19 protein-coding genes are annotated in these 19,013 nt (G+C 74.3%); 10 read left to right on the top strand and 9 right to left on the bottom strand.

The genetic code is table 11. The features are described from left to right. Positions 1-56: 56 nt before the first annotated feature. The 5 genes from ACZ7JZ_RS20685 to ACZ7JZ_RS20665 all read right to left on the bottom strand — a co-directional run bounded on the left by ACZ7JZ_RS20685 (position 57) and on the right by ACZ7JZ_RS20665 (position 5,375). Complete coding sequence (locus ACZ7JZ_RS20685) at positions 57-743, bottom strand: ABC transporter ATP-binding protein (protein ID WP_470941191.1); 687 nt, start codon at positions 741-743, stop codon at positions 57-59. Next, complete coding sequence (locus tag ACZ7JZ_RS20680) at positions 736-1,677, bottom strand: oligopeptide/dipeptide ABC transporter ATP-binding protein (RefSeq protein ID WP_470941189.1); 942 nt, start codon at positions 1,675-1,677, stop codon at positions 736-738. Before ACZ7JZ_RS20680 ends, ACZ7JZ_RS20685 begins: the two co-directional genes overlap by 8 nt. A gap of 200 nt (positions 1,678-1,877) precedes the next feature. Then, positions 1,878-2,777: an ABC transporter permease gene (locus ACZ7JZ_RS20675; protein WP_470941187.1), complete on the bottom strand. Its 900-nt coding sequence runs from the start codon at positions 2,775-2,777 to the stop codon at positions 1,878-1,880. Beyond that, positions 2,770-3,726: an ABC transporter permease gene (locus tag ACZ7JZ_RS20670; RefSeq protein ID WP_470941302.1), complete on the bottom strand. Its 957-nt coding sequence runs from the start codon at positions 3,724-3,726 to the stop codon at positions 2,770-2,772. The genes ACZ7JZ_RS20675 and ACZ7JZ_RS20670 overlap by 8 nt, the downstream gene beginning before the upstream one ends. A 50-nt stretch (positions 3,727-3,776) precedes the next feature. Next, positions 3,777-5,375, bottom strand: coding sequence for an ABC transporter substrate-binding protein (locus ACZ7JZ_RS20665; protein WP_470941185.1), 1,599 nt, complete (start codon positions 5,373-5,375; stop codon positions 3,777-3,779). A 214-nt stretch (positions 5,376-5,589) separates the two neighbouring features. Between ACZ7JZ_RS20665 and ACZ7JZ_RS20660 the strand changes: the two genes are divergently transcribed. Next, positions 5,590-6,537, top strand: a complete 948-nt coding sequence (locus ACZ7JZ_RS20660) for a fibronectin type III domain-containing protein (RefSeq protein ID WP_470941183.1) — start codon at positions 5,590-5,592, stop codon at positions 6,535-6,537. A 91-nt stretch (positions 6,538-6,628) separates the two neighbouring features. Further along, positions 6,629-8,659, top strand: coding sequence for an ATP-binding protein (locus ACZ7JZ_RS20655; protein ID WP_470941181.1), 2,031 nt, complete (start codon positions 6,629-6,631; stop codon positions 8,657-8,659). Positions 8,660-8,862: 203 nt separating this feature from the next. Here the strand turns inward: ACZ7JZ_RS20655 and ACZ7JZ_RS20650 are convergent, their stop codons facing one another. Further along, complete coding sequence (locus ACZ7JZ_RS20650; RefSeq protein ID WP_470941179.1) at positions 8,863-9,054, bottom strand: DUF5999 family protein; 192 nt, start codon at positions 9,052-9,054, stop codon at positions 8,863-8,865. A gap of 174 nt (positions 9,055-9,228) precedes the next feature. Between ACZ7JZ_RS20650 and ACZ7JZ_RS20645 the strand changes: the two genes are divergently transcribed. Continuing rightward, complete coding sequence (locus ACZ7JZ_RS20645; protein WP_470941177.1) at positions 9,229-9,654, top strand: SRPBCC family protein; 426 nt, start codon at positions 9,229-9,231, stop codon at positions 9,652-9,654. A 22-nt stretch (positions 9,655-9,676) separates the two neighbouring features. Here the strand turns inward: ACZ7JZ_RS20645 and ACZ7JZ_RS20640 are convergent, their stop codons facing one another. Next, entirely contained in the window at positions 9,677-10,903 is a 1,227-nt protein-coding gene (locus ACZ7JZ_RS20640; protein ID WP_470941175.1) for an acyl-CoA dehydrogenase family protein, read from the bottom strand. A gap of 166 nt (positions 10,904-11,069) precedes the next feature. Between ACZ7JZ_RS20640 and ACZ7JZ_RS20635 the strand changes: the two genes are divergently transcribed. Continuing rightward, complete coding sequence (locus tag ACZ7JZ_RS20635; RefSeq protein ID WP_470941173.1) at positions 11,070-11,714, top strand: TetR/AcrR family transcriptional regulator; 645 nt, start codon at positions 11,070-11,072, stop codon at positions 11,712-11,714. A 72-nt stretch (positions 11,715-11,786) separates the two neighbouring features. Here the strand turns inward: ACZ7JZ_RS20635 and def are convergent, their stop codons facing one another. Beyond that, the gene (gene def / locus ACZ7JZ_RS20630; RefSeq protein ID WP_470941171.1) at positions 11,787-12,344 is read right to left on the bottom strand and encodes a peptide deformylase; all 558 of its coding nucleotides are present in this window, start codon (positions 12,342-12,344) and stop codon (positions 11,787-11,789) included. A 136-nt stretch (positions 12,345-12,480) separates the two neighbouring features. Here def and ACZ7JZ_RS20625 point away from each other — a divergent pair, with 136 nt between their 5' ends. The 5 genes from ACZ7JZ_RS20625 to ACZ7JZ_RS20605 all read left to right on the top strand — a co-directional run bounded on the left by ACZ7JZ_RS20625 (position 12,481) and on the right by ACZ7JZ_RS20605 (position 17,197). Next, a complete protein-coding gene (locus ACZ7JZ_RS20625; RefSeq protein WP_470941170.1) occupies positions 12,481-13,719 on the top strand; it encodes a MurT ligase domain-containing protein in 1,239 nt (412 codons plus the stop codon). A 24-nt stretch (positions 13,720-13,743) separates the two neighbouring features. Next, the gene (locus ACZ7JZ_RS20620) at positions 13,744-14,472 is read left to right on the top strand and encodes a type 1 glutamine amidotransferase (protein WP_470941168.1); all 729 of its coding nucleotides are present in this window, start codon (positions 13,744-13,746) and stop codon (positions 14,470-14,472) included. Between the two features lie 288 nt (positions 14,473-14,760). Next, positions 14,761-15,786 carry a 6-phosphofructokinase gene (locus ACZ7JZ_RS20615; RefSeq protein ID WP_470941167.1) on the top strand — a complete coding sequence of 342 codons (1,026 nt, stop codon included), beginning with the start codon at positions 14,761-14,763 and terminating at the stop codon, positions 15,784-15,786. A gap of 126 nt (positions 15,787-15,912) precedes the next feature. After that, a complete protein-coding gene (locus ACZ7JZ_RS20610; protein ID WP_470941165.1) occupies positions 15,913-16,875 on the top strand; it encodes a cytochrome c oxidase assembly protein in 963 nt (320 codons plus the stop codon). A 163-nt stretch (positions 16,876-17,038) separates the two neighbouring features. Further along, complete coding sequence (locus tag ACZ7JZ_RS20605; RefSeq protein WP_470941163.1) at positions 17,039-17,197, top strand: hypothetical protein; 159 nt, start codon at positions 17,039-17,041, stop codon at positions 17,195-17,197. Positions 17,198-17,219: 22 nt separating this feature from the next. On the opposite strand, the gene ACZ7JZ_RS20600 is transcribed toward ACZ7JZ_RS20605, so the two are convergent. Continuing rightward, on the bottom strand, positions 17,220-18,203 hold the full coding sequence (locus ACZ7JZ_RS20600) for a phosphotransferase (RefSeq protein WP_470941161.1): 984 nt from the start codon (positions 18,201-18,203) through the stop codon (positions 17,220-17,222). An 87-nt stretch (positions 18,204-18,290) separates the two neighbouring features. On the opposite strand from ACZ7JZ_RS20600, the gene ACZ7JZ_RS20595 reads away from it, so the two are divergent. Continuing rightward, on the top strand, positions 18,291-19,010 hold the full coding sequence (locus ACZ7JZ_RS20595; protein ID WP_470941159.1) for a lysophospholipid acyltransferase family protein: 720 nt from the start codon (positions 18,291-18,293) through the stop codon (positions 19,008-19,010). The last annotated feature ends 3 nt before the right edge of the window (positions 19,011-19,013 follow it).

Below are 19,013 nucleotides of genomic sequence, written 5' to 3'. Positions count from 1 at the left end.
GAACGACGTGTGGGCCGTACGGGTTCATGACGGAGGGTGACGCTACTGACGGTCCGTCAGACTGCTGTGCGCACTGTGGGGTCGGCGGGCGCGGAGAGCGCGGACCAGTGCACGGTGCGCTCGCACCAGCGCTCCAGCAGGACCCGGTCGTGGCTCACGGCGAGGAGTCCGGCGCCGGAACCCGCGCGGTACTCCTCGACCACGGCGACCAGCGCCGCGGCGGTGGAGGCGTCGAGCATGGCGGTCATCTCGTCGCAGACGAGCCAGCGCGGCCGCAGCACCAGGGCCCGGGCCAGGCAGGCCCGTTGGAGCTGGCCGTCGCTGACCTCGTGGGGCCTGCGGTCCAGGAGCCCGGCGCCGAGACCGACCCGCTGCGACCACTCCCGTACCGCGTCCGCGGCTTCGGCGCGGCGGCCGCAGGCGCGCAGGGGCTCGGCGATCAGGTCGCGCAGCCGCAGCCGCGGGTCGGCGGAGAGCCTGGGCTGCTGGAACACCACGCCGACGGCGGTGCGCAGTTCGCGGGGCGCGCGGTGGCGCCAGCCGGTGACGGGGGTGCCGTCGAGGACGAGGGTGCCGCGCTCGGGCCGGTGCAGGAGGGCGGCGACCCGGGCCAGGGTGGACTTGCCGCAGCCGCTGGGGCCGAGGAGCCCGGTGGAGCGGCCGGGCTCCAGTCGGAGGCTGACCCCCCGGACCACGGGCTCGCCGGGGCGGTAGCCGGCGGAGATCTCGCGCAGGTCAAGCACGGGCGGGCTCCGGTGCGGGGTGCGGGGCGGGCGGGGGCCCGACGGGGTGGTGGCAGGCCGTTCCGGCGACCGGCTCCGGGCGGACGGCGCAGACGGGACCGGCGAGGGGGCAGCGGGCGGCGAAGGCGCAGCCGGGCGGCAGGTCGCCGAGTTCGGGCGGGCTGCCGGGCAGCGGGGTGAACTCCCGCTCGGGCAGGGCCGCGAGCAGTCCGCGGGCGTAGGGGTGGCGCGGTCCCGCAGACCCGAAGAAGGCCTCGGCCGGGGCCAGTTCGACGATCCGGCCGGCGTACATGACGGCGACGGTGTCCGCGATGCGGGCGGCCGCGGCCAGGTCGTGGGTGATCATCAGCAGGGCGCGGTCGCCGCGCGCGTGCGCGCGCAGTTCGTCGGCGGTCCGGTCCACGAGCTCCCGGTCGAGCCCGGTGGTGGGTTCGTCGGCGAGCAGCAGGGGGGCGTCGCCGACCAGGGCCAGGGCGGTGGCGGCGCGCTGGGCGAGTCCGCCGGACAGCTCGTGCGGGTAGCGGTCGAGGTGGGTGCGGGGGAAGGCCGCCCGGTCGGCGGCGGCCTCGGCGGCGGCGCGCAGGGCGGCGCGGGGCCGCCGCCGGGTGCCGGTGAGGGCGCGGACGGTCTCCTCGAGGTGCGCGCGGACGGTCCGTACGGGGGTCAGGTGCGCGGCGGGGCTCTGCGGGACCAGCCCGATCCGGCGTCCGCGCACGGTGCGGGCGAGGGTGCGCTCGTCGGCGGCGAGCAGGTCGAGGCCGTCGGCCAGCAGGGCGGAGCCGGCGGTCTCGGCGTTGCCGGGGAGCAGCCCGAGCAGGGCGGAGGCGAGGACGGACTTGCCGCAGCCGCTCTCGCCGACCAGGGCGAGGCAGGTGCCGGGTGCGAGGTCGAACCGGGCGCCGGTGACCGCTTCGACGAAGCGGCCGCCGCGCATCCGGAAGCGTACGGAGAGGTCCCGTACGCGCAGGACCGGCGGCTGCCCGGGCGCGGGGGCCGCGCCGCCGGGACCGGGCGCGCCGCCGGGACGGCACGCGGAACCGGAGCCGCAGCCACCGCCACAACCGCATCCGGTGCCGCATCCGGTGCCCGTGCCGGGCCGCCCGCCGGGGCCGGGAAGGTGTACCGCGCTGGTGGTCACAGGGTCAGCTCCGAGCGGGTGCGCGGGTTGAGGCGGTCGCGCCAGGCGCCGGCGAGGCCCGCGACGGCGAGGGTCGGGACGATCAGGAAGAGCCCGGGGAAGAGGGTGGGCCACCAGTCGCCGGCGAGCAGGGAGCCGCGCCCGCCCTGGACGAGGGTGCCGAGGCTGGCCTCGTGGGCGGGCAGGCCGAGGCCGAGGAAGGACAGGGCCGATTCGTGCCACATGGCGTGGGGGATCATGAGCACGGCCGCGAGCCCGGCCTGCGGCAGCACCCCGGGCAGCAGGTGGCGTACGGCGATCCGCAGCCGTGAGGCGCCGCCGGAGACGGCCGCGTCCACGAAGGGCCGGGCGCGCAGCGAGAGCAGTTCGGCGCGCACGATCCGGGCCGTGGACAGCCAGTGGGTCAGGGCCACGGACACCACGACGGGCCAGACCCCGGGCCGGAACATCGCCACGACGAAGATGCCGAGCAGCAGGTGCGGTACGGAGGAGAAGGTGTCGACCACCCGCATCAGCAGCCGGTCGGTCCAGCCGCCCAGGGCCCCCGCGGCGGCGCCGACGGCGGTGCCGGCGAGGGTGGCGGCCAGGGCGGCGACCACGCCGACGAGCAGGGAGACCCGCAGCCCGTAGACGCAGCGCAGCAGCAGGTCGCGGCCGACCTCGTCGGTGCCGAAGGGGTGGTCCCAGGAGGGCGGCAGGAGTTTCGCGCCGAGGTCGACGGCCTGCTGGTCGAGGGGGACGAGGGCGGGGACGAGGAGCACGGCGAGGACCACCGCGGCGGTGACCGCGGCCGAGGTCCGCACGCGCAGGGTGCGGCTCGCGGGGCGCGCCCTGCGGCCGGGTCCGGCGCTGCGGGGGCCGCCCGTGCGGGTGCGCCAGGCGGTGGGCTCAGCCATCGAAGCCCACCCGGGGGTCGGCCAGCCCGTACAGCAGGTCGGCGAGGAGGTTGCCGGCGAGGACGGCGGCGGTGGCGAGCACGGTCAGGGCGGCGAGCAGCGGGAAGTCCACGGAGGTGGCGGCCTGCACGGTGGCGGCGGCGATGCCGGGCCAGCTGAAGACGGTCTCGACGAGCAGGGCGCCGGTGATCAGTTCGGGCACCCGGGTCCCGACGAGGGTGAGGACGGGCAGCAGCCCGGAACGCAGGGCGTGCCCGAGCAGGACGGTCCGCTCGGACAGCCCGCGGGCGCGGGCCCCGCGGACCGGGTCCTCGGCGAGGGCGTCGGCCACGCCCTGGCGTACGTACAGGTGGAACCAGGGCAGCTGGGAGACGCCGAGGACCAGGGCCGGGAGGAGCAGGTGGCGGGCCACCTGTCCGGGGGTGGCGGTGTCGGATCCGGCGTCGGTGAGCCCGCCGGCGGGCAGCAGGCCGAGCTGGACGGAGAAGAACCAGATGGCGAGCAGTCCGGTCCAGAAGGCGGGGGCGGCCTCCAGCGTGTATGCGGCGGAGGTCGCGAGCCGGTCCACGGCCCCGCCGGGGCGGCGGGCGGCCAGCACCCCGAGGAGGGTGCCGAGGACCACGGCGACGAGGAGGGCGCTCGCGGCCAGCAGCACCGACCAGCCGAGCCGCTCGCCGATCACCTGGGAGACGGGCTGGCGCATCGCGGCGGAGGTGCCGAGGTCCCCGGTGCTGGCGGCGGCCAGCCAGTCCCACCAGCGCTCGGCGAGCGGCCGGCCGGCGCCGAGGTTGGCGCGCAGCTGGTCCAGGTGCTCCTGGGAGGCGGTGAGCCCGGCGGTCCCGGCGTAGGCCTTGACGGGGTCGAAGGGCGAGAGCGCGGCGACCGCGAACACGCCGAAGGTGACGGCGAGCAGGACGGGTACGGCGAGCAGGGCACGGCGGCCGGCCATCCGGGCCGCGGGCCCCCAGGGCGGGCGGCGGGCCGCGGTACTGCCGGGGGTCACTTCTTCGGCTTCCAGGCCTCGACGTTCCACCAGGGGCCCGAGCCGAGTCCGTGGTCGTGGGGCTCGACCTGGGTGGTCAGGCCCTGCCAGCGGTCGGCGACCACGTAGAGGTGGTCGATGTGGGTGAGGAAGGTGTAGCCGGGGTCCTTGGCGAGTTCGCGCTGGACGGTGTCGTAGGCGGCCTTGCGGACGGCGTGGTCGCCGCTGGTGCGGCCGCGCTCCAGGGCCCGGTCCACGGCGGGGTTGGCGTACCGGGCCATGTTGTTGAAGCCGTCGCCGCCGAGGGTGGACTTCAGCAGCAGGTACTGGTCGAAGTCGGGGTCGGCGGGCGAGCCGCCGCCGGCGAGCACGGCCTCGGTCTTCATCCGCGGCTCGATGACCTCCCAGGTCCCGGCCTCGGTCCTGATCTCGATGCCGGCCTTCTTGGCGTCGGAGGCGTAGGCGAGGGCGTGCTCCTGGCGGAGCCTGTCGCCGGAGGTGTACCAGAGGGTGAAGGCGGCGCGGACGCCGTTCTTCGCGCGGATCCCGTCGGGGCCGGTCTTCCAGCCGGCGGCGTCGAGGAGCTTCTTGGCTGCGGCGGGGTCGTGGCGGCGCTCGGTGCCGGCCGCGAACCAGGGGCTGCCGGTGGGGACCGGGCCGTAGGCGGGCTTGCCGGCGCCCTCCAGGATCTTGTCGACCATGGCCCGCCGGTCGACGGCGAGGTCGAGGGCGCGGCGGACGGCGGGGTCGCCGGTGACCTCGTGGTGGGTGGGGAGGGTCACGTTCCGGTAGTCGAAGGACGCGGCCCTCAAGGTGGTGCGCCCCTTGTCCTGCGCGAAGCCCTCGGCGAGGTTGGGGGGCAGGACCGCCCCGTCGAGCTCGCCGGCGCGCAGCCGGGTGGCCCGTACGTCGTCGTCCTTGATCACGGCCATGGTGAACTTCTTCACCGCGGGGGCGGGGCCCCAGTAGCGGGGGTTGGCCTCGAAGGAGAGCTTCTCGCCCCGGGACCAGCGGGTGAGGACGTACGGTCCGGTGCCCACCGGCCTGGTGGCGAACTCCCCGCTGTTGACGTCCTGGCGGCCGGCTATGTGCTCGGGGGCGATGGGCAGGACGGTGCGCTCGGCGAAGGGGGCGTAGGGGTACTTGAGGGTGAAGACCACGCGGTCCGGGCCCTGCTGCGCGACGCTCTTGACGGCGTCGAGCTCGGTCTTGGAGGCGTTGTTCGTCTTCGGGTCGAGGATGGTGCGGTACGTGAAGACGACGTCCTTGGCGGTGAAGGGCGCGCCGTCGCTGAAGCGCACGCCCCTGCGCAGGGTGTACGTGTACGTGAGCCCGTCGGCGGAGACCTCGGGCAGGGCGGTGGCCAGGGCGGGGCGCAGGTTCATCTGCGCGTCGTGGGTGAGCAGCCCGTCGAAGACCTTGGAGTTGCCGTCCTTGCCGTAGCCGAGGAGGGGGCTGAGGGTCTCGGGTTCGGTGGCGATGCCGACCACGGCGGCGTCCGCGGACCCGGCGGCCGGGGTCCCGGCGGAGCCGGGGGTGGAGCAGGCCGCCGCGCCCGCGAGGAGGGCGGCGGCGGACAGGCCCGCCGTCAGGAGCCGCACCGATCGGACCGTCATGGTTGTGCACACCTCTTGTACTGCTTGTGTTGCTTGATGATCAAAAGTTCTTGCGAATCAGTCGCAATTAAACCGCACGTACGGGTCATGTCCTGCCACAGCCGGTCAGGGCGGACAACCTCCGCCGCCGCCCTTGATGCCGGGGCCGCACCCGTGCCATATATGTCTAGACCTTTGATGGGGGCCCGCCGGGCCCGGGTGAGGGGAGGGGACCGTGCGCGGGTCCGCTGTCACGGCCGTGCTCGCCTGCGGCCTCCTGGCCGGCTGCGGCGGACCGCCCCCCGACACCACCCCGCCGCCCGCCCCCGCGGGACTGACCGCCTACGCGGGCAGCTCGGGATCGGTGCACGTGATGTGGGACCAGGCCGCGGCGGCCGACGGGGTGGCGGGCTACCAGGTCTTCCGCGGGGGCCGGCTCGTGCGCGAACTGCCCGCGGACAAGAGGATGGTGGACGTGACCGGGCTCAGCCCGAGCACGCCGTACGCCTTCTCGGTGCGGGCCAGGGACGCGGCGGGCAACCTCTCCGCGCTCAGCGCGGAGGTCCGGGTCACCATGCCCGCGCCCGCCCCCGGCGACCGGCGCCCGCCGACCGCCCCCGCCCGCCTGGACGCCCGCCCCGACGGGCCCCGCGCGGCCACCCTGGCCTGGGCCGCGGCGCGCGACGACCGCGGGGTGACGGCGTACGACGTCTACCAGTCCGGGACCCGGATCCACACCGTGGACGGGCGCACCACCTCGACCCGGCTGACCGGGCTGCAGCCCGACACCGTCTACACCTTCACCGTCCGGGCCCGCGACCGCGCCGACAACTCCTCCCCCGACGGCCCCGCCGCCGACCTGACCACCCCGCCCGCCGCCGGGCGCGGCCCCTCCACCGCGCCCGCGGACTTCCGCGCCGCCGCGGCGCCGGGGGCGGTGGAGCTGTCGTGGACGGCGCCCGACACCGGCAAGCCGGTGACCGAGTACCAGCTGTACGTGGACGGGCGGATGACCACCGTCATCCAGTGGGGCCGGGGGGCGGTGCCCGCCGGGCGCGCCGTCTACAGCCTGACGGTGGCCCAGCCCGCGGGCACGGTCTGGAGGCTGAAGCTGCGGGCCCGGCTGCCCGATGGCAACTGGGGGTCATTCTCTGCGGAGCGATCGGTCAGACTCGCAGGGTAGGGGCCCGTTCTCTTGAATCTTCGGCGACAATTCGATCAACAATGATCACGGCTCCTTGTCTCCGCGGTGCCCTGAGACAGAATCTGTCGCCGTGTTGGGGAATCTTCCGTCGGAGACGGCAAGCTTTGTGGGGCGCGGCGCCGAACTCGACCGGCTGCACGGCCTGCTCCAGGACCGGCGGCTGATCACCCTCACCGGGGTCGGCGGGGTGGGCAAGTCCCGCCTCGCCCTGCGGGCCGCCCGCGACGCCCGGGAGGAGTACCCCGACGGGGTCTGGTGGGTGGAGCTCTCCCCGCTGCGCGACCCCGGACTCCTCTCGGCCACCGTGGCCCACACCCTCGGCCTGGCCGAGCAGTCCCCGCACTCCTCCGACGAGGACCTGTGCGCCTGGGTCTCCGACAAGCGGCTCCTGCTGGTCCTCGACACCTGCGAGCACCTCGTCGACGGCTGCCGCCACCTCGTCGGCGAGCTCCTCCAGTCCGCCCCCGGCCTGACCGTGGTCGTCACCAGCCGCCAGCCGCTCGGCTGCCACGGCGAATGGGTCACCGAAGTCGACCCGCTGCCCGCCGAAGGCCGGGAGAACCACGCCCTGGCCCTCTTCCGGGACCGCGCCGCGGCCGCCACCCCGCAGGCGGCGGCCGCCCTCGCCGACCCGGGGCGCGCCGCCACCGCCGCGGACCTGTGCCGCCGCCTCGACGGGCTCCCCCTGGCCATCGAGCTGGCCGGGGCCCGGCTGCGGCTGTGGAGCCTCGAACAGGTCGCCGAGCGCCTGGAGACCCGCTTCGAGGTGCTCTCCGACCCCCGCGCCGCCCGGCTCCCCCGCCACCAGACCCTGCGCACCGCCATCGGCTGGAGCCACGAGCTGTGCGAACCGCTGGAGCGGCTGCTGTGGGCCCGGCTGTCGGTCTTCGCCGGCGACTTCACCGCGGCCGCGGCCCGCGCGGTCTGCTCCGGCGGACCGCTGCCCGCCGCCGCGGTGGACCGGCTGCTCGCCGGCCTCGCCGCCAAATCCGTCCTGCGCCGCACCCCCACCGCCGCCGGCGTGCGGTACCGCATGCTCGACACCATCCGCGAATACGGGCGCAGCTGGCTCGCCGAGCTCGGCGAGGAGCGCCGCACCGCCGACCGGCACGCCCACTGGTTCGCGGACCTGGCCCGGCAGGGCGACTCCGCTTGGCTGGGCCCGGACCAGGTGGACTGGTACCGGCGGATGAGCGCCGACCACATGGAGCTGCGCACCGCCCTGGAGCACCTGCTCGGCACCGAGCCCGCGGCCGCCCTGGAGATGGCCGGGTCCCTGTGGTTCTTCTGGTTCTGCTGCGGGCACCTGCGCGAGGGCCGCGGCTTCCTCGAACGGGCCCTGGCCGCGCGGCCCGGCGGCCGGCCGGACGGGCCCTCGTACGTACAGGCCCAGTGGGCCCTGGGCCTGACCGCCATGCTCCAGGGCGATATGGACGCCAGCCTCGCGCTGGGCCGCGCATGCCTGCGGGCCGCCGCCGCGGACGGGAACCGCGAGGGCGAGCTGCGGGCCGCGTACGTCGTCGCCGTCTCGCTGCTGATGCCCGGGGACCCCGTACGGGCGCTGGAGCTGGCCGGTCCGCGGGCGCGCGCGGAGCACACCGGGCGCGGGGCCCGCACCGACGGGGCCGGCTGGCTGCTGGCCCAGCTGGCCTCGGCGTACGCCCTGTGCGACCTGGGGCGCCACGAGGAGGCCGTCCGGGAGGCGACGGAGCTGCGCGGGGCCTGTGCGGCCCGCGGCGAGGTCTGGCTGCGCGCGTACGCGGACTACGTCCTCGCGATGGCGGCGCTGCGGGCGGGGCGGCCCGCGGAGGCGGACCGGCACGTGCGGGCGATGCTCTCGGGGAAGCGGCAGCTGCACGACAGCTTCGGGATCGCGCTGGGCCTGGACCTGCGGGCGGCCGCGGCGGCCGCGCAGGGGGACGGGGGGCTGGCCGCGCGGCTGCTGGGCCGCGGGCACAGCGTCTGGCGGACGGTGGGCCGCCCGCAGATGGGCTCCCCCTCGCTGACCGCCCTGCGCGACGCGGGCGAGCGGCAGGCCCGGCAGGCCATCGGCGACCGGGCCTTCGAGGAGGAGTTCGCGGCGGCCGCGGCCCGGGGCTGAGCGGCGGCAGGGGCCCGCCCCGACGGGACCGGGGCGGGCTCAGCGGGGTCGTACGGCGGTCGGCGCGCTCCCGTACCGGTCCGGGCGGATCAGTACGGGAGGGGCCTGCCCGACGGGGTGCGCAGGTCGAGATCGCGCGGTGCGGGCTTCGGTGTGGGCTTGCGGATCTGGATGCGGCGCGCGGTCATCGGAACCTCCTCGGCTCACGCGGGGACGGAAGCCGGGCGGCGGGAGCCGACCGCGCTGCCGTCGGGGAGCAGTTCGCCCGTGTCGTCGAAGACGACCACGCCGTTGCACAGCAGGCTCCAGCCCTGTTCGGGGTGGAAGGCCACGGTGCGGGCGGCATCGCGGTCACTGCTGTCGGCGTGCGGGCACGGGGGCTGGTGGGTACACATGGCGCACCTCCTCATCCGAGTGGAGGCGCAGGGCCGGTGGTCGTTGCGGTCGTGCCGCCATCCACGTGGCGGGAAGTATTACTGATCACGCGGTCGGTTCGGAACCCGTTTTCGTGCTCTATCTCAAGGGTCGGGAGGGCGTTTTACCCTCTGTGGGTGGCCTTTATCCTTATCGTGCGCAAGAGCTCTCTCCCCGCCTCCGAGGCGTGGCTGCGCGTGACCGACTGGAAGCGGCACGGGGAGCACGTCCCCCTCACCCGCACCACGGTCCACAGCCCGCCCCCGACCGGGCCCGGAACCCGCTTCACGGCGCGGACCGGCATCGGTCCGGTCGGCTTCGGCGACCCGATGGAGGTGGTGGACTGGCACCCGCCGGGCGCGGGGGCGCCCGAGGGGCGCTGTCGGCTGGAGAAGAGGGGGCGCACGGTCACGGGCTGGGCCGAGATCGAGGTGCGCCCGGCGCCGGGCGGCGGCAGCGAGGTGGTGTGGCGGGAGGACATCGGGGTGCGGCTGCTGCCCCGGGTCTTCGACCGGCAGCTGGCCGCAGCCGGCCGGGTGCTCTTCGGGAGGGCGCTCGACCGGCTGCTGGAGACCCCGTAGCCGCCGGGGCCGCGGGCGCGCGTCAGCGGATCGGCATGCCGGCCAGGGTGCGGGCGATCACGAGGCGCTGGATCTCGCTGGTGCCCTCGAAGATCGTATAAATCGCGCTGTCGCGGTGCATCCGCTCCACCGGGTACTCGCGGGTGAAGCCGTTGCCGCCGAGGATCTGGACGGCCTGGGCCGTGACCTTCTTGCACATCTCGCTCGCGAAGAGCTTGGACATCGAGCCCTCGGCGGAGTCGAAGGGCCGGCCGGCCACGGCCATCCAGGAGGCGCGCCACACCAGCAGCCGGGCGGCGTCGATCTGGGTGCGCATGTCGGCGAGCTGGAAGGCGACGCCCTGGTTGTCGATGATCGGGCGGCCGAACTGCGTGCGGGTCTTCGCGTAGTCGAGGGCGACCTCGTACGCGGCGCGGGCCGTGCCCACCGCCATGGCCCCGACGGCGGGGCGGGAGGCCTCGAAGGTGGCCATGGCGGCGTTCTTGACGCGCTCGCCGCCCGTGCGGGCCTTCTCCCGGGCCCGCGCCAGCCGCTCGTCCAGCTTCTCCTTGCCGCCCAGGAGGCAGGACCCGGGGATCCGTACGTCCTCCAGGACCACCTCGGCGGTGTGGGAGGCGCGGATGCCGTGCTTCTTGAACTTCTGGCCCTGGGAGAGCCCGGGGGTGCCCGGCGGGACGATGAAGGAGGCGTGGCCCTTGGTCCCCAGTTCGGGGTCGACGACGGCGACGACGATGTGGACGTTGGCGATGCCGCCGTTGGTCGCCCAGGTCTTCGTACCGCTCAGCACCCACTCGTCCGAGGCCTGGTCGTAGACGGCGCGGGTGCGCATGGCGCCCACGTCGGAGCCGGCGTCGGGCTCCGAGGAGCAGAAGGCGGCGACCTTCACGTCGTCGGGGGTGCCGTACATCTGCGGGATCCAGGTGCCGATCTGCTCCTCGGTGCCGTTGGCGACGACGCCGATGGCGGCGAGGCCGGTGCCGACGATCGACAGGGCGATGCCCGCGTCCCCCCAGAACAGCTCCTCCATCGCCATCGGGATGCCGAGACCGGTCGGGTCGAAGAACTGCTGGGCGTAGAAGTCGAGGGAGTAGATGCCGACCTTCGCGGCCTCCTGGATGACGGGCCAGGGGGTCTCCTCGCGCTCGTCCCATTCGGCGGCCGCGGGGCGGATCACGTCGGCGGCGAACCCGTGCACCCAGTCGCGGACCTGCTTCTGGTCGTCGTTGAGCTCCATGGTGAACTCCGCCATGTCCCCTCCAAAGGTCCGTTACCTAGGGTAACTCGATCAAGGGCCCCAGTCTGTTACCCGTCGGTAAGGCATGTCAACGCCGCTGCCGGTTCGATCGCCCTGCGGCGCGGGGTGTTACTTTGCGTGGGCGTTACGCGATTCGTACGGGCGGGGAGAAGATCAGCTCATGGAGACCACGCAGCAGGACGGCCAGCGGCAGGCGGCCGAGCGACGGCGACGGGAGCTGCTCGAAGCCGCCGACCGGGTCGTGCTCCGCGACGGCCCCAAGGCCTCCATGAACGCCATCGCGGCGGAGGCCGGGATCACCAAGCCCATCCTCTACCGCCACTTCGGCGACAAGGCGGGGCTCTACCACGCCCTCGCCGTCCGGCACACGGACGCCCTCCTCGACTCCCTGCGGGCCGCCCTCGACGCCCCGGCCGAACGCCGCCGCCGCGTCGAGGTCACGCTGGAGACCTACCTCGCGGCCATCGAGGCCCGCCCGCAGGTCTACCGCTTCCTCATGCACCCCGCGGAGGACCCGAACTCCACCGAGCGCGGTTTCGACGTGGGCCTGCACTCGGCCCCGCTGCTGCGCCGGCTCGGCGAGGAGCTGGCCAAGGTCATCGCCGAGCGCGTGGACCTCGGACCGGAGGGCGAGGAGCTGGCGCGGGTCTGGGGCCACGGCATCGTCGGCATGATGCACGCGGCCGGCGACTGGTGGCTGGGCGAGCGGCCGTGCAGCCGGGAACGCCTGGTCACGGCCCTGGCAGACCTCCTGTGGGGCCGGCTGGCCACGGCGGGCAACCGCGCGGACGGCCCCGGCTTCTGACCGGCCCGCGGCCAGGTCGGACCAGGGCGGGGCAGGTCGGGACACGGCAGGGCCGGGCCGTGCGGGGGCGCCTCAGGCGTCCGGCGCGGTCCCCGCGCTCCACGGCGCCTTGCGGATCGCCCGCTGGAGCCGGCGCGACCGCAGTCCGGTGACCCGGTCCGCGTAGACCGTCCCGTCGAGGTGGTCGCACTCGTGCTGGAGGCAGCGGGCGAAGAAGCCGGTGCCCTCGATGCGCACCGGGGACCCGTCCGCGCTCACGCCCTCGACCACCGCCCGGTCGTGCCGGACGGTACCGGCCTCCAGGCCGGGCAGGGACAGGCAGCCCTCGGGCCCGAGCACCTCGAAGCCGTCGGCCTCGACCAGCCGCGGGTTCACCACGTGCCCCACGTGCCGGACGTCCTCGTCGTCGGGGCAGTCGTACACGAACACCCGCTGCGCCACCCCGATCTGGTTGGCGGCGAGGCCCACGCCCTCGGCGGCGTACATGGTCGCGAACATGTCCTCGACCAGCCGGGCCAGCCCCGGACCGAACTCGGTGACCTCCCCGCAGGGGGCGTGGAGCACCGGGTCGCCCAGCAGGGTCATGGTGCGGACGAGTCCGGAATTGCCGGGGATAGGGCGGTGTCGCATGGCCGTAAGGGTACGCGGGGCGAAGATATGACGGAGACCGGGACCGGGCGGCGGGCCCCCAGGGGGCGCCGCGGTCGGGGGCCTGGCCTGTTCTGGATAGGCTGAGCCCGGACCGACGCAAGGAGGAACAAGGACGATGGCAGGCAACACGGAGCCGCTTTCGCCGCGCGCCAAGCTGGCGGTGACGGCGGGCAAGGCCGCGGCGGCGGTGTCGCGGGCCGCGGGGCGCGGAAGTGGATCGGTGATCGGCGGCAAGGTCGCCCTCAAGCTGGACCCCGATCTGCTGGGACGGCTGGCACAGCACCTCGATGTCGTCCTGGTGTCGGCAACGAACGGCAAGACCACGACGACCCGGCTGATCGCGGAGGCGCTGCGCGCCAGCGGCCCGGTGGTGTCGAACGCGCTCGGCGCGAACATGCCCGCGGGCATCACCTCCGCCCTGGCGGGCGGCTCGGACGCCAAGTACGGCGTCATCGAGGTGGACGAGAAGTACCTGGCCGGGGTGGCCCGGGACGTGACGCCCAAGGCGATCGCGCTCCTGAACCTCTCCCGCGACCAGCTGGACCGGGCCGCCGAGACCCGGATGCTGGCGGAGAAGTGGCGCGAGGGCCTGGCCGGCTCCAAGGCCGTGGTGATCGCCAACTGCGACGACCCGCTGATCGTGTGGTCGGCCTCCTCCTCCCAGAACGTGGTGTGGGTGGCCGCCGGGCAGGAGTGGAAGGACGACGCCTGGTCGTGCCCCTCCTGCGGCGGTGTCATGCAGCGCCCGGGCGACGACTGGTTCTGCGGCGAGTGCGGCTTCCGCCGCCCGACCCCGAGCTGGGTGCTCAGCGGCGACCACGTGCTCGACCCGCACGGCTCGGCCTGGCCGATCCGCCTCCAGCTTCCCGGCCGCGCCAACAAGGCCAACGCCGCGACCTCCGCGGCCGTCGCCGCGGTGTTCGGCGTGCCGCCGCAGGTCGCGCTGGAGCGCATGTACCAGGTGCAGGCCGTCGCGGGCCGCTACGACGTGGTGAACTTCCAGGGCCGCGAGCTGCGGCTGCTGCTGGCGAAGAACCCGGCGGGCTGGCTCGAAACGTTTTCCCTGATCGATCCCCCGCCCGCGCCGGTGATCCTCTCGGTCAACGCCCGGGGCGCCGACGGCACCGACACCTCCTGGCTGTGGGACGTGGACTACCCGCGCCTGGCAGGCCACCCGATCTTCGTGATCGGTGACCGCCGCCTCGACCTCGCGGTCCGCCTGGAGGTCGCCGGACTGGACTTCCGGGTCTGCGAGACGCTGGACGAGGCCGTGCAGCTCGCGCCGCCCGGCCAGATCGAGCTGATCGCCAACTACACCGCCTTCCAGGACGTGCGCCGCCGCGTCGGCAACTGACCCACCGGAAAGAGACGAAAGCGAATGAGCGACAACAGCCTGCGTCTGGTGTGGGTCTACCCGGACCTGCTGAGCACCTACGGCGACCAGGGCAACGCCCTGGTCGTGGAGCGCCGGGCCCGCCAGCGCGGCCTGGACGTGCAGCGCGTCGACGTGCGCAGCGACCAGCCCATCCCGACCTCCGGCGACATCTACCTGATCGGCGGCGGCGAGGACCGGCCCCAGCGGCTGGCCGCGGAGCGGCTGCTGCGCGACGGCGGCCTGGAGCGGGCGGTCTCCAACGGGGCCATCGTCTTCTCGGTGTGCGCCGGCTACCAGATCCTCGGCAAGGAGTTCGTCAACGACCAGGGCCAGCGCCAGGAGGGCCTCGGCCTGCTCGACGTGGTGACGGTCCGCGGCGAGGGCGAGCGGTGCGTGGGCGACGTGCTCGCGGACATCGACCCGCGGCTCGGCCTGCCGCAGCTGACGGGCTTCGAGAACCACCAGGGTGTCACGCACCTGGGCCCGACGGCCAAGGCCTTCGCCCGGGTCCGCCTGGGGCGGGGCAACGGCACCGGCGACGGCACCGAGGGCGCGTACAACGAGACCGTGTTCGGCACGTACATGCACGGCCCCGTCATGGCCCGCAACCCGCAGATCGCGGACCTGCTGCTGAAGCTGGCCCTCGACGTGAACGCCCTGCCGCCGGTCGACGACCGCTGGTACGAGGCGCTGCGCGCCGAGCGCATCGCGGCGGCAACGCAGCCCGCGTAGCAGCTCCCGCACCGGCCCGGCGGCCGGGGTCCCCCAGGTGGGGCCCCGGCCGCCGGCGTTTCGCGGACCCCCGGCGGCCCTGGCCGGGTCTGCTCGTCTGCGCAGGTCAGCGCTCGTTTTCCGGTGCTCGAATGCGCGCCCTCGCGCTCGTAGGAGTTTCCTCCAAAAGAACCTGCCCGCAATGTGGAGCATGGTTCAGTCCAGTGCCGATCCGCTTGTAGGGTGGCGTCAGTTCCAACCGGACGACGTGGTCCGGTCGTCGGCCCACGTTGCAAAGGTCTTCCTGCCATGCGCATTGGTGTGCTCACTTCCGGCGGCGACTGCCCCGGCCTCAATGCCGTCATCCGCTCCGTCGTGCACCGCGCGGTCGTCGACCACGGTGACGAGGTCATCGGCTTCCACGACGGCTGGAAGGGCCTCCTGGAGTGCGACTACCGCAAGCTCGACCTCGACGCCGTCGCCGGCATCCTGGCCCGCGGCGGTACCGTCCTCGGCTCCTCCCGGGTCCAGCCCGCGCACCTGCGCGACGGGGTCGAGCGGGCCCGCGGGCACGTGGCCGAACTGGGTCTGGACGCCATCATCCCGATCGGCGGCGAGGGCACCCTGAAGGCGGCCCACCTGCTCTCGGAGGCCGGGCTGCCGATCGTCGGGGTCCCGAAGACCATCGACAACGACATCGCCTCCACCGACGTCACCTTCGGTTTCGACACCGCCGTCGGCGTGGCCACCGAGGCCCTCGACCGCCTGAAGACCACCGCCGAGTCCCACCAGCGCGTCATGGTGGTCGAGGTGATGGGCCGCCACACCGGCTGGATCGCCCTGCACTCCGGCATGGCCGCCGGCGCCCACGCCATCGTGGTCCCCGAGCGCCCCTTCGACATCGAGCAGCTGACCCGCGTGGTCGGCGAGCGCTTCTCCGCGGGCAAGCGCTTCGCCATCGTCGTGGTCGCCGAGGGCGCCAAGCCGAAGCCCGGCTCGATGGCGTTCGAGGAGGGCGGCAAGGACATCTACGGCCACGAGCGGTTCGCCGGCATCGGCAACCTGCTCGCCGTGGAGCTGGAGCGCCGCCTCGGCAAGGAGGCCCGCCCGGTCATCCTCGGCCACGTCCAGCGCGGCGGCACCCCGACGGCGTACGACCGCGTGCTCGCGACCCGCTTCGGCTGGCACGCGGTGGAGGCCGCGCACCGCGGGCAGTTCGGGATGCTGACCGCCCTGCGCGGCACCGAGATCGAGATGGTCCCGCTGGGCAGCGCCGTCGAGACCCTGAAGACCGTACCGGCGGAGCGCTACGCCGAGGCGCAGAACGTGCTCTGACGGGCCCTCCCCGACGGGCGGGGTGTGATCTTTCCCCTGTCTTGTCCTCTTATGCCGCCCCGGCCGCAGTCGCGGTCCGGGGCGGCACTAGTGTGGTGGGGCACCACGGGTCGAGGGAGTAGGCAGATGGATCACAGCGGGCACGGCACGGACATGAACATGGACCTGCCGCCGTTCACGCTGGGGCGTGGCCTGGAGTTCTCCCCCGACTCCTTCTTCCTGATCGGCTGCCTGCTCGGGCTGGCCCTGTACGGCTGGGGCGTGGTCCGGCTGCGCCGCCGCGGTGACAGCTGGTCCTGGGGCCGGACGGTCGCCTGGACCGCGGGCGTGCTGAGCGTGGCGCTGGTGATGTGCACCAAGCTCAACGACTACGGCATGGTCATGTTCAGCGTGCACATGGTCCAGCACATGGTCATCAGCATGCTGTCCCCCATCCTGCTGCTGCTCGGGGCTCCGATGACGCTGGCGCTGCGGGCGCTGCCGCCGGCCGCGCGGGGCACCAAGGGGCCGCGGGAGTGGCTGCTCGCCCTGCTGCACAGCCGGTACATGCGGGTGGTGACCCATCCGGCGTTCACGATCCCGATGTTCATCGCGAGCCTGTACGCCCTGTACTTCACCCCGCTGTTCGACACCCTGATGGGCAGCAAGCCGGGGCACATCGCGATGATGGTGCACTTCCTCATGGTGGGCCTGGTCTTCTTCTGGCCGATCATGGGCGTGGACCCGGGTCCGCACCGCCCCGGCTACGTGATGCGGATGCTGGAGCTCTTCGCGGGCATGCCCTTCCACGCCTTCTTCGGCATCGCCCTGATGATGGGCTCCGAGCCGATGATCGGTACGTACTCCAGCCCGCCCCTCTCCCTGGGCATCGACGCGCTCGACGACCAGAAGTGGGCGGGCGGCATCGCCTGGGCCTTCAGCGAGATCCCCTCGGTCCTGGTGCTGATCGCGCTGATCTACCAGTGGTACCACTCCGAGCAGCGGGCGGCGAAGCGCTCCGACCGGGCCGCGGACCGGGACGGCGACAAGGAGCTGGAGGCGTACAACGCCTACCTGGCCTCGCTCCGGACGGGCAGCGGCAGCCGCTAGCGCGCCCCTCCCCGGCCCCCTTCCTCCCCTGCGCTCCCCTGTACTCGCCGCAGCCGTCCGGCGCGGGGAGTAGCGCGGCGGGCCTCCCGGCGGGACGATGGCCCCCTGATCGCCGTCCGGGGCGGAACAGCTCCGTCCGGACTGCTCGGAGAAGGGGAAGCCGATGCCCGGATCTGTGAAGGCGATGGCCGGTCTGACCATCGGGGGCCTCGTGGTGGTCTCGGCGTACTCGGTGGCGCTGGGGTCGAACGGCTGGCTCTGGTTCGGCTGGGTGGTGCTGGGCATCCTCACCATCGGCATGGCCGCCTCGCGCAGCGCCTGAGCCGCGGGTGCGGGCCGTGCGGCTACGAGGTGAGCTCGCGGAGGGTCCCCGCGAAGAAGGACCAGGACTCCGCCGTGTCCGCGGTCGCGGTGTGGGGGGCGCGGAAGTCCCGCAGGTACGCGGCCACGTCGTCGAGGGCCCAGCGCAGCGGGTACAGCTCCAGGGCCGTGCGGTCGACCGGGGGCCCGCCGGCCTCGGCGTAGGCGTCGAGGTCGCCCTCCTCGCGGACCACGAGCCACAGGTCGCGCTCGGGTACGGCGAGGCCCGCGGTGTCCCAGTCCGCCAGCAGCAGCCGGCCGTCCGCAGTGCGCAGCACGTTGCCGGGGTGGGGTTCGCCGTGGGTGACCACCGCACGGTCCGCGCCGGCCGCGCCAGCGGCGCGGCGGTCGAACTCGTCGAGCCGGGAGCGCAGGCCGCGGGCGTGCTCCGCCAGCAGGGCGCGGGCCCGCTCGGCGTAAGGCCCGCCCGTCCAGGGGGTGCCGAGTCCGGCCAGGGACTCCTCCAGTCCGGACCGGCCGGGGATCCCCACCCGGTGGACGGGGGTGCCGGCGGGGGGCGCGGCCCGGTGCAGCCGGGCGAGCAGGGAGAGCACCCCGGCGCGCTCGGCGGGGGTCAGGTCCTGGCCGAAGCGCCCGGCCTCGGCATCGGCGTACGGGAAGACGCTGACGCCGTAGCGCTCGCCGGCCCGGACCAGGGTGGCTCCGTCCCCGCGGGTGCGCAGGGGGGCGAGGACGAATGCGAGGCCGGGCTCCTCGGAGAGCCGCGCGGCGCAGTCCATCGCCCGGGCCAGGCCCCGGGCGGCGGCCCCGGCGCCGTCCCCGCAGGCGGTCTTGGCGGGCAGGTCGGCGACGGTGACGAAGCGGCGGGCGCCGTCGGGCGCCACCGCCGCCCAGTGGTGGTCCCCGTAGCCGACGGGCAGGTAGGTGCACTCGGCCTCGCCGAGGCCCCAGTGTGCGAGTGCCGCGGCGAGGGTGGAACCGTCGAGGTCCCGGGGTCGTTCCTTCATCGCGTCACCATGCCGTCACCGTACCCGCGCCGGTGGACGGGCTGTCAGAATATTCGGGCCGTTCTACCGGATCCGTGGGGGTCATCCGTGTTCTACCAGCTGCTCAAGCACGTCATCCTGGGGCCGCTGCTGCGCCTGTTGTTCAGGCCCCGGATCGAGGGGCTGGAGAACGTGCCGGCGGAGGGCGCCGCGATCGTCGCGGGCAACCACCTGTCCTTCTCGGACCACTTCCTGATGCCGGCCATCCTGAAGCGGCGGATCACCTTCCTCGCGAAGGCGGAGTACTTCACGGGGCCGGGGGTCAAGGGCCGGCTGACGGCCGCGTTCTTCCGCAGCGCCGGGCAGATCCCGGTGGACCGCAGCGGGAAGGAGGCCGGGCAGGCAGCGATCCGCGAGGGGCTCGGCGTCCTGGCCAAGGGCGAGCTGCTGGGCATCTACCCCGAGGGCACCCGCTCGCACGACGGGCGGCTGTACAAGGGCAAGGTCGGGGTGGCGGCGATGGCCCTCGGCGCGGGGGTGCCGGTGATCCCCTGCGCGATGGTCGGGACCTTCGAGATCCAGCCGCCCGGGCAGGTGGTGCCCAAGCTGAAGAGGGTCACGATCCGCTTCGGGGAGCCGCTGGACTTCTCGCGGTACGCGGGGCTGGAGGGCGAGAAGGCGGTGCTGCGGGCGGTGACGGACGAGATCGTCTACGCCATCCTCGGGCTGTCCGGGCAGGAGTACGTGGACCGGTACGCGGGCGAGGTCAAGGCGGAGCAGCAGGCGGCGGCCGCGGAGGCGAAGAAGGCCCAGCGCAGGGCGCGCTGAGCC

Source organism: Streptomyces sp. NPDC038213, assembly GCF_055600495.1.
This window is presented reverse-complemented; position numbering and strand designations above follow the sequence as displayed.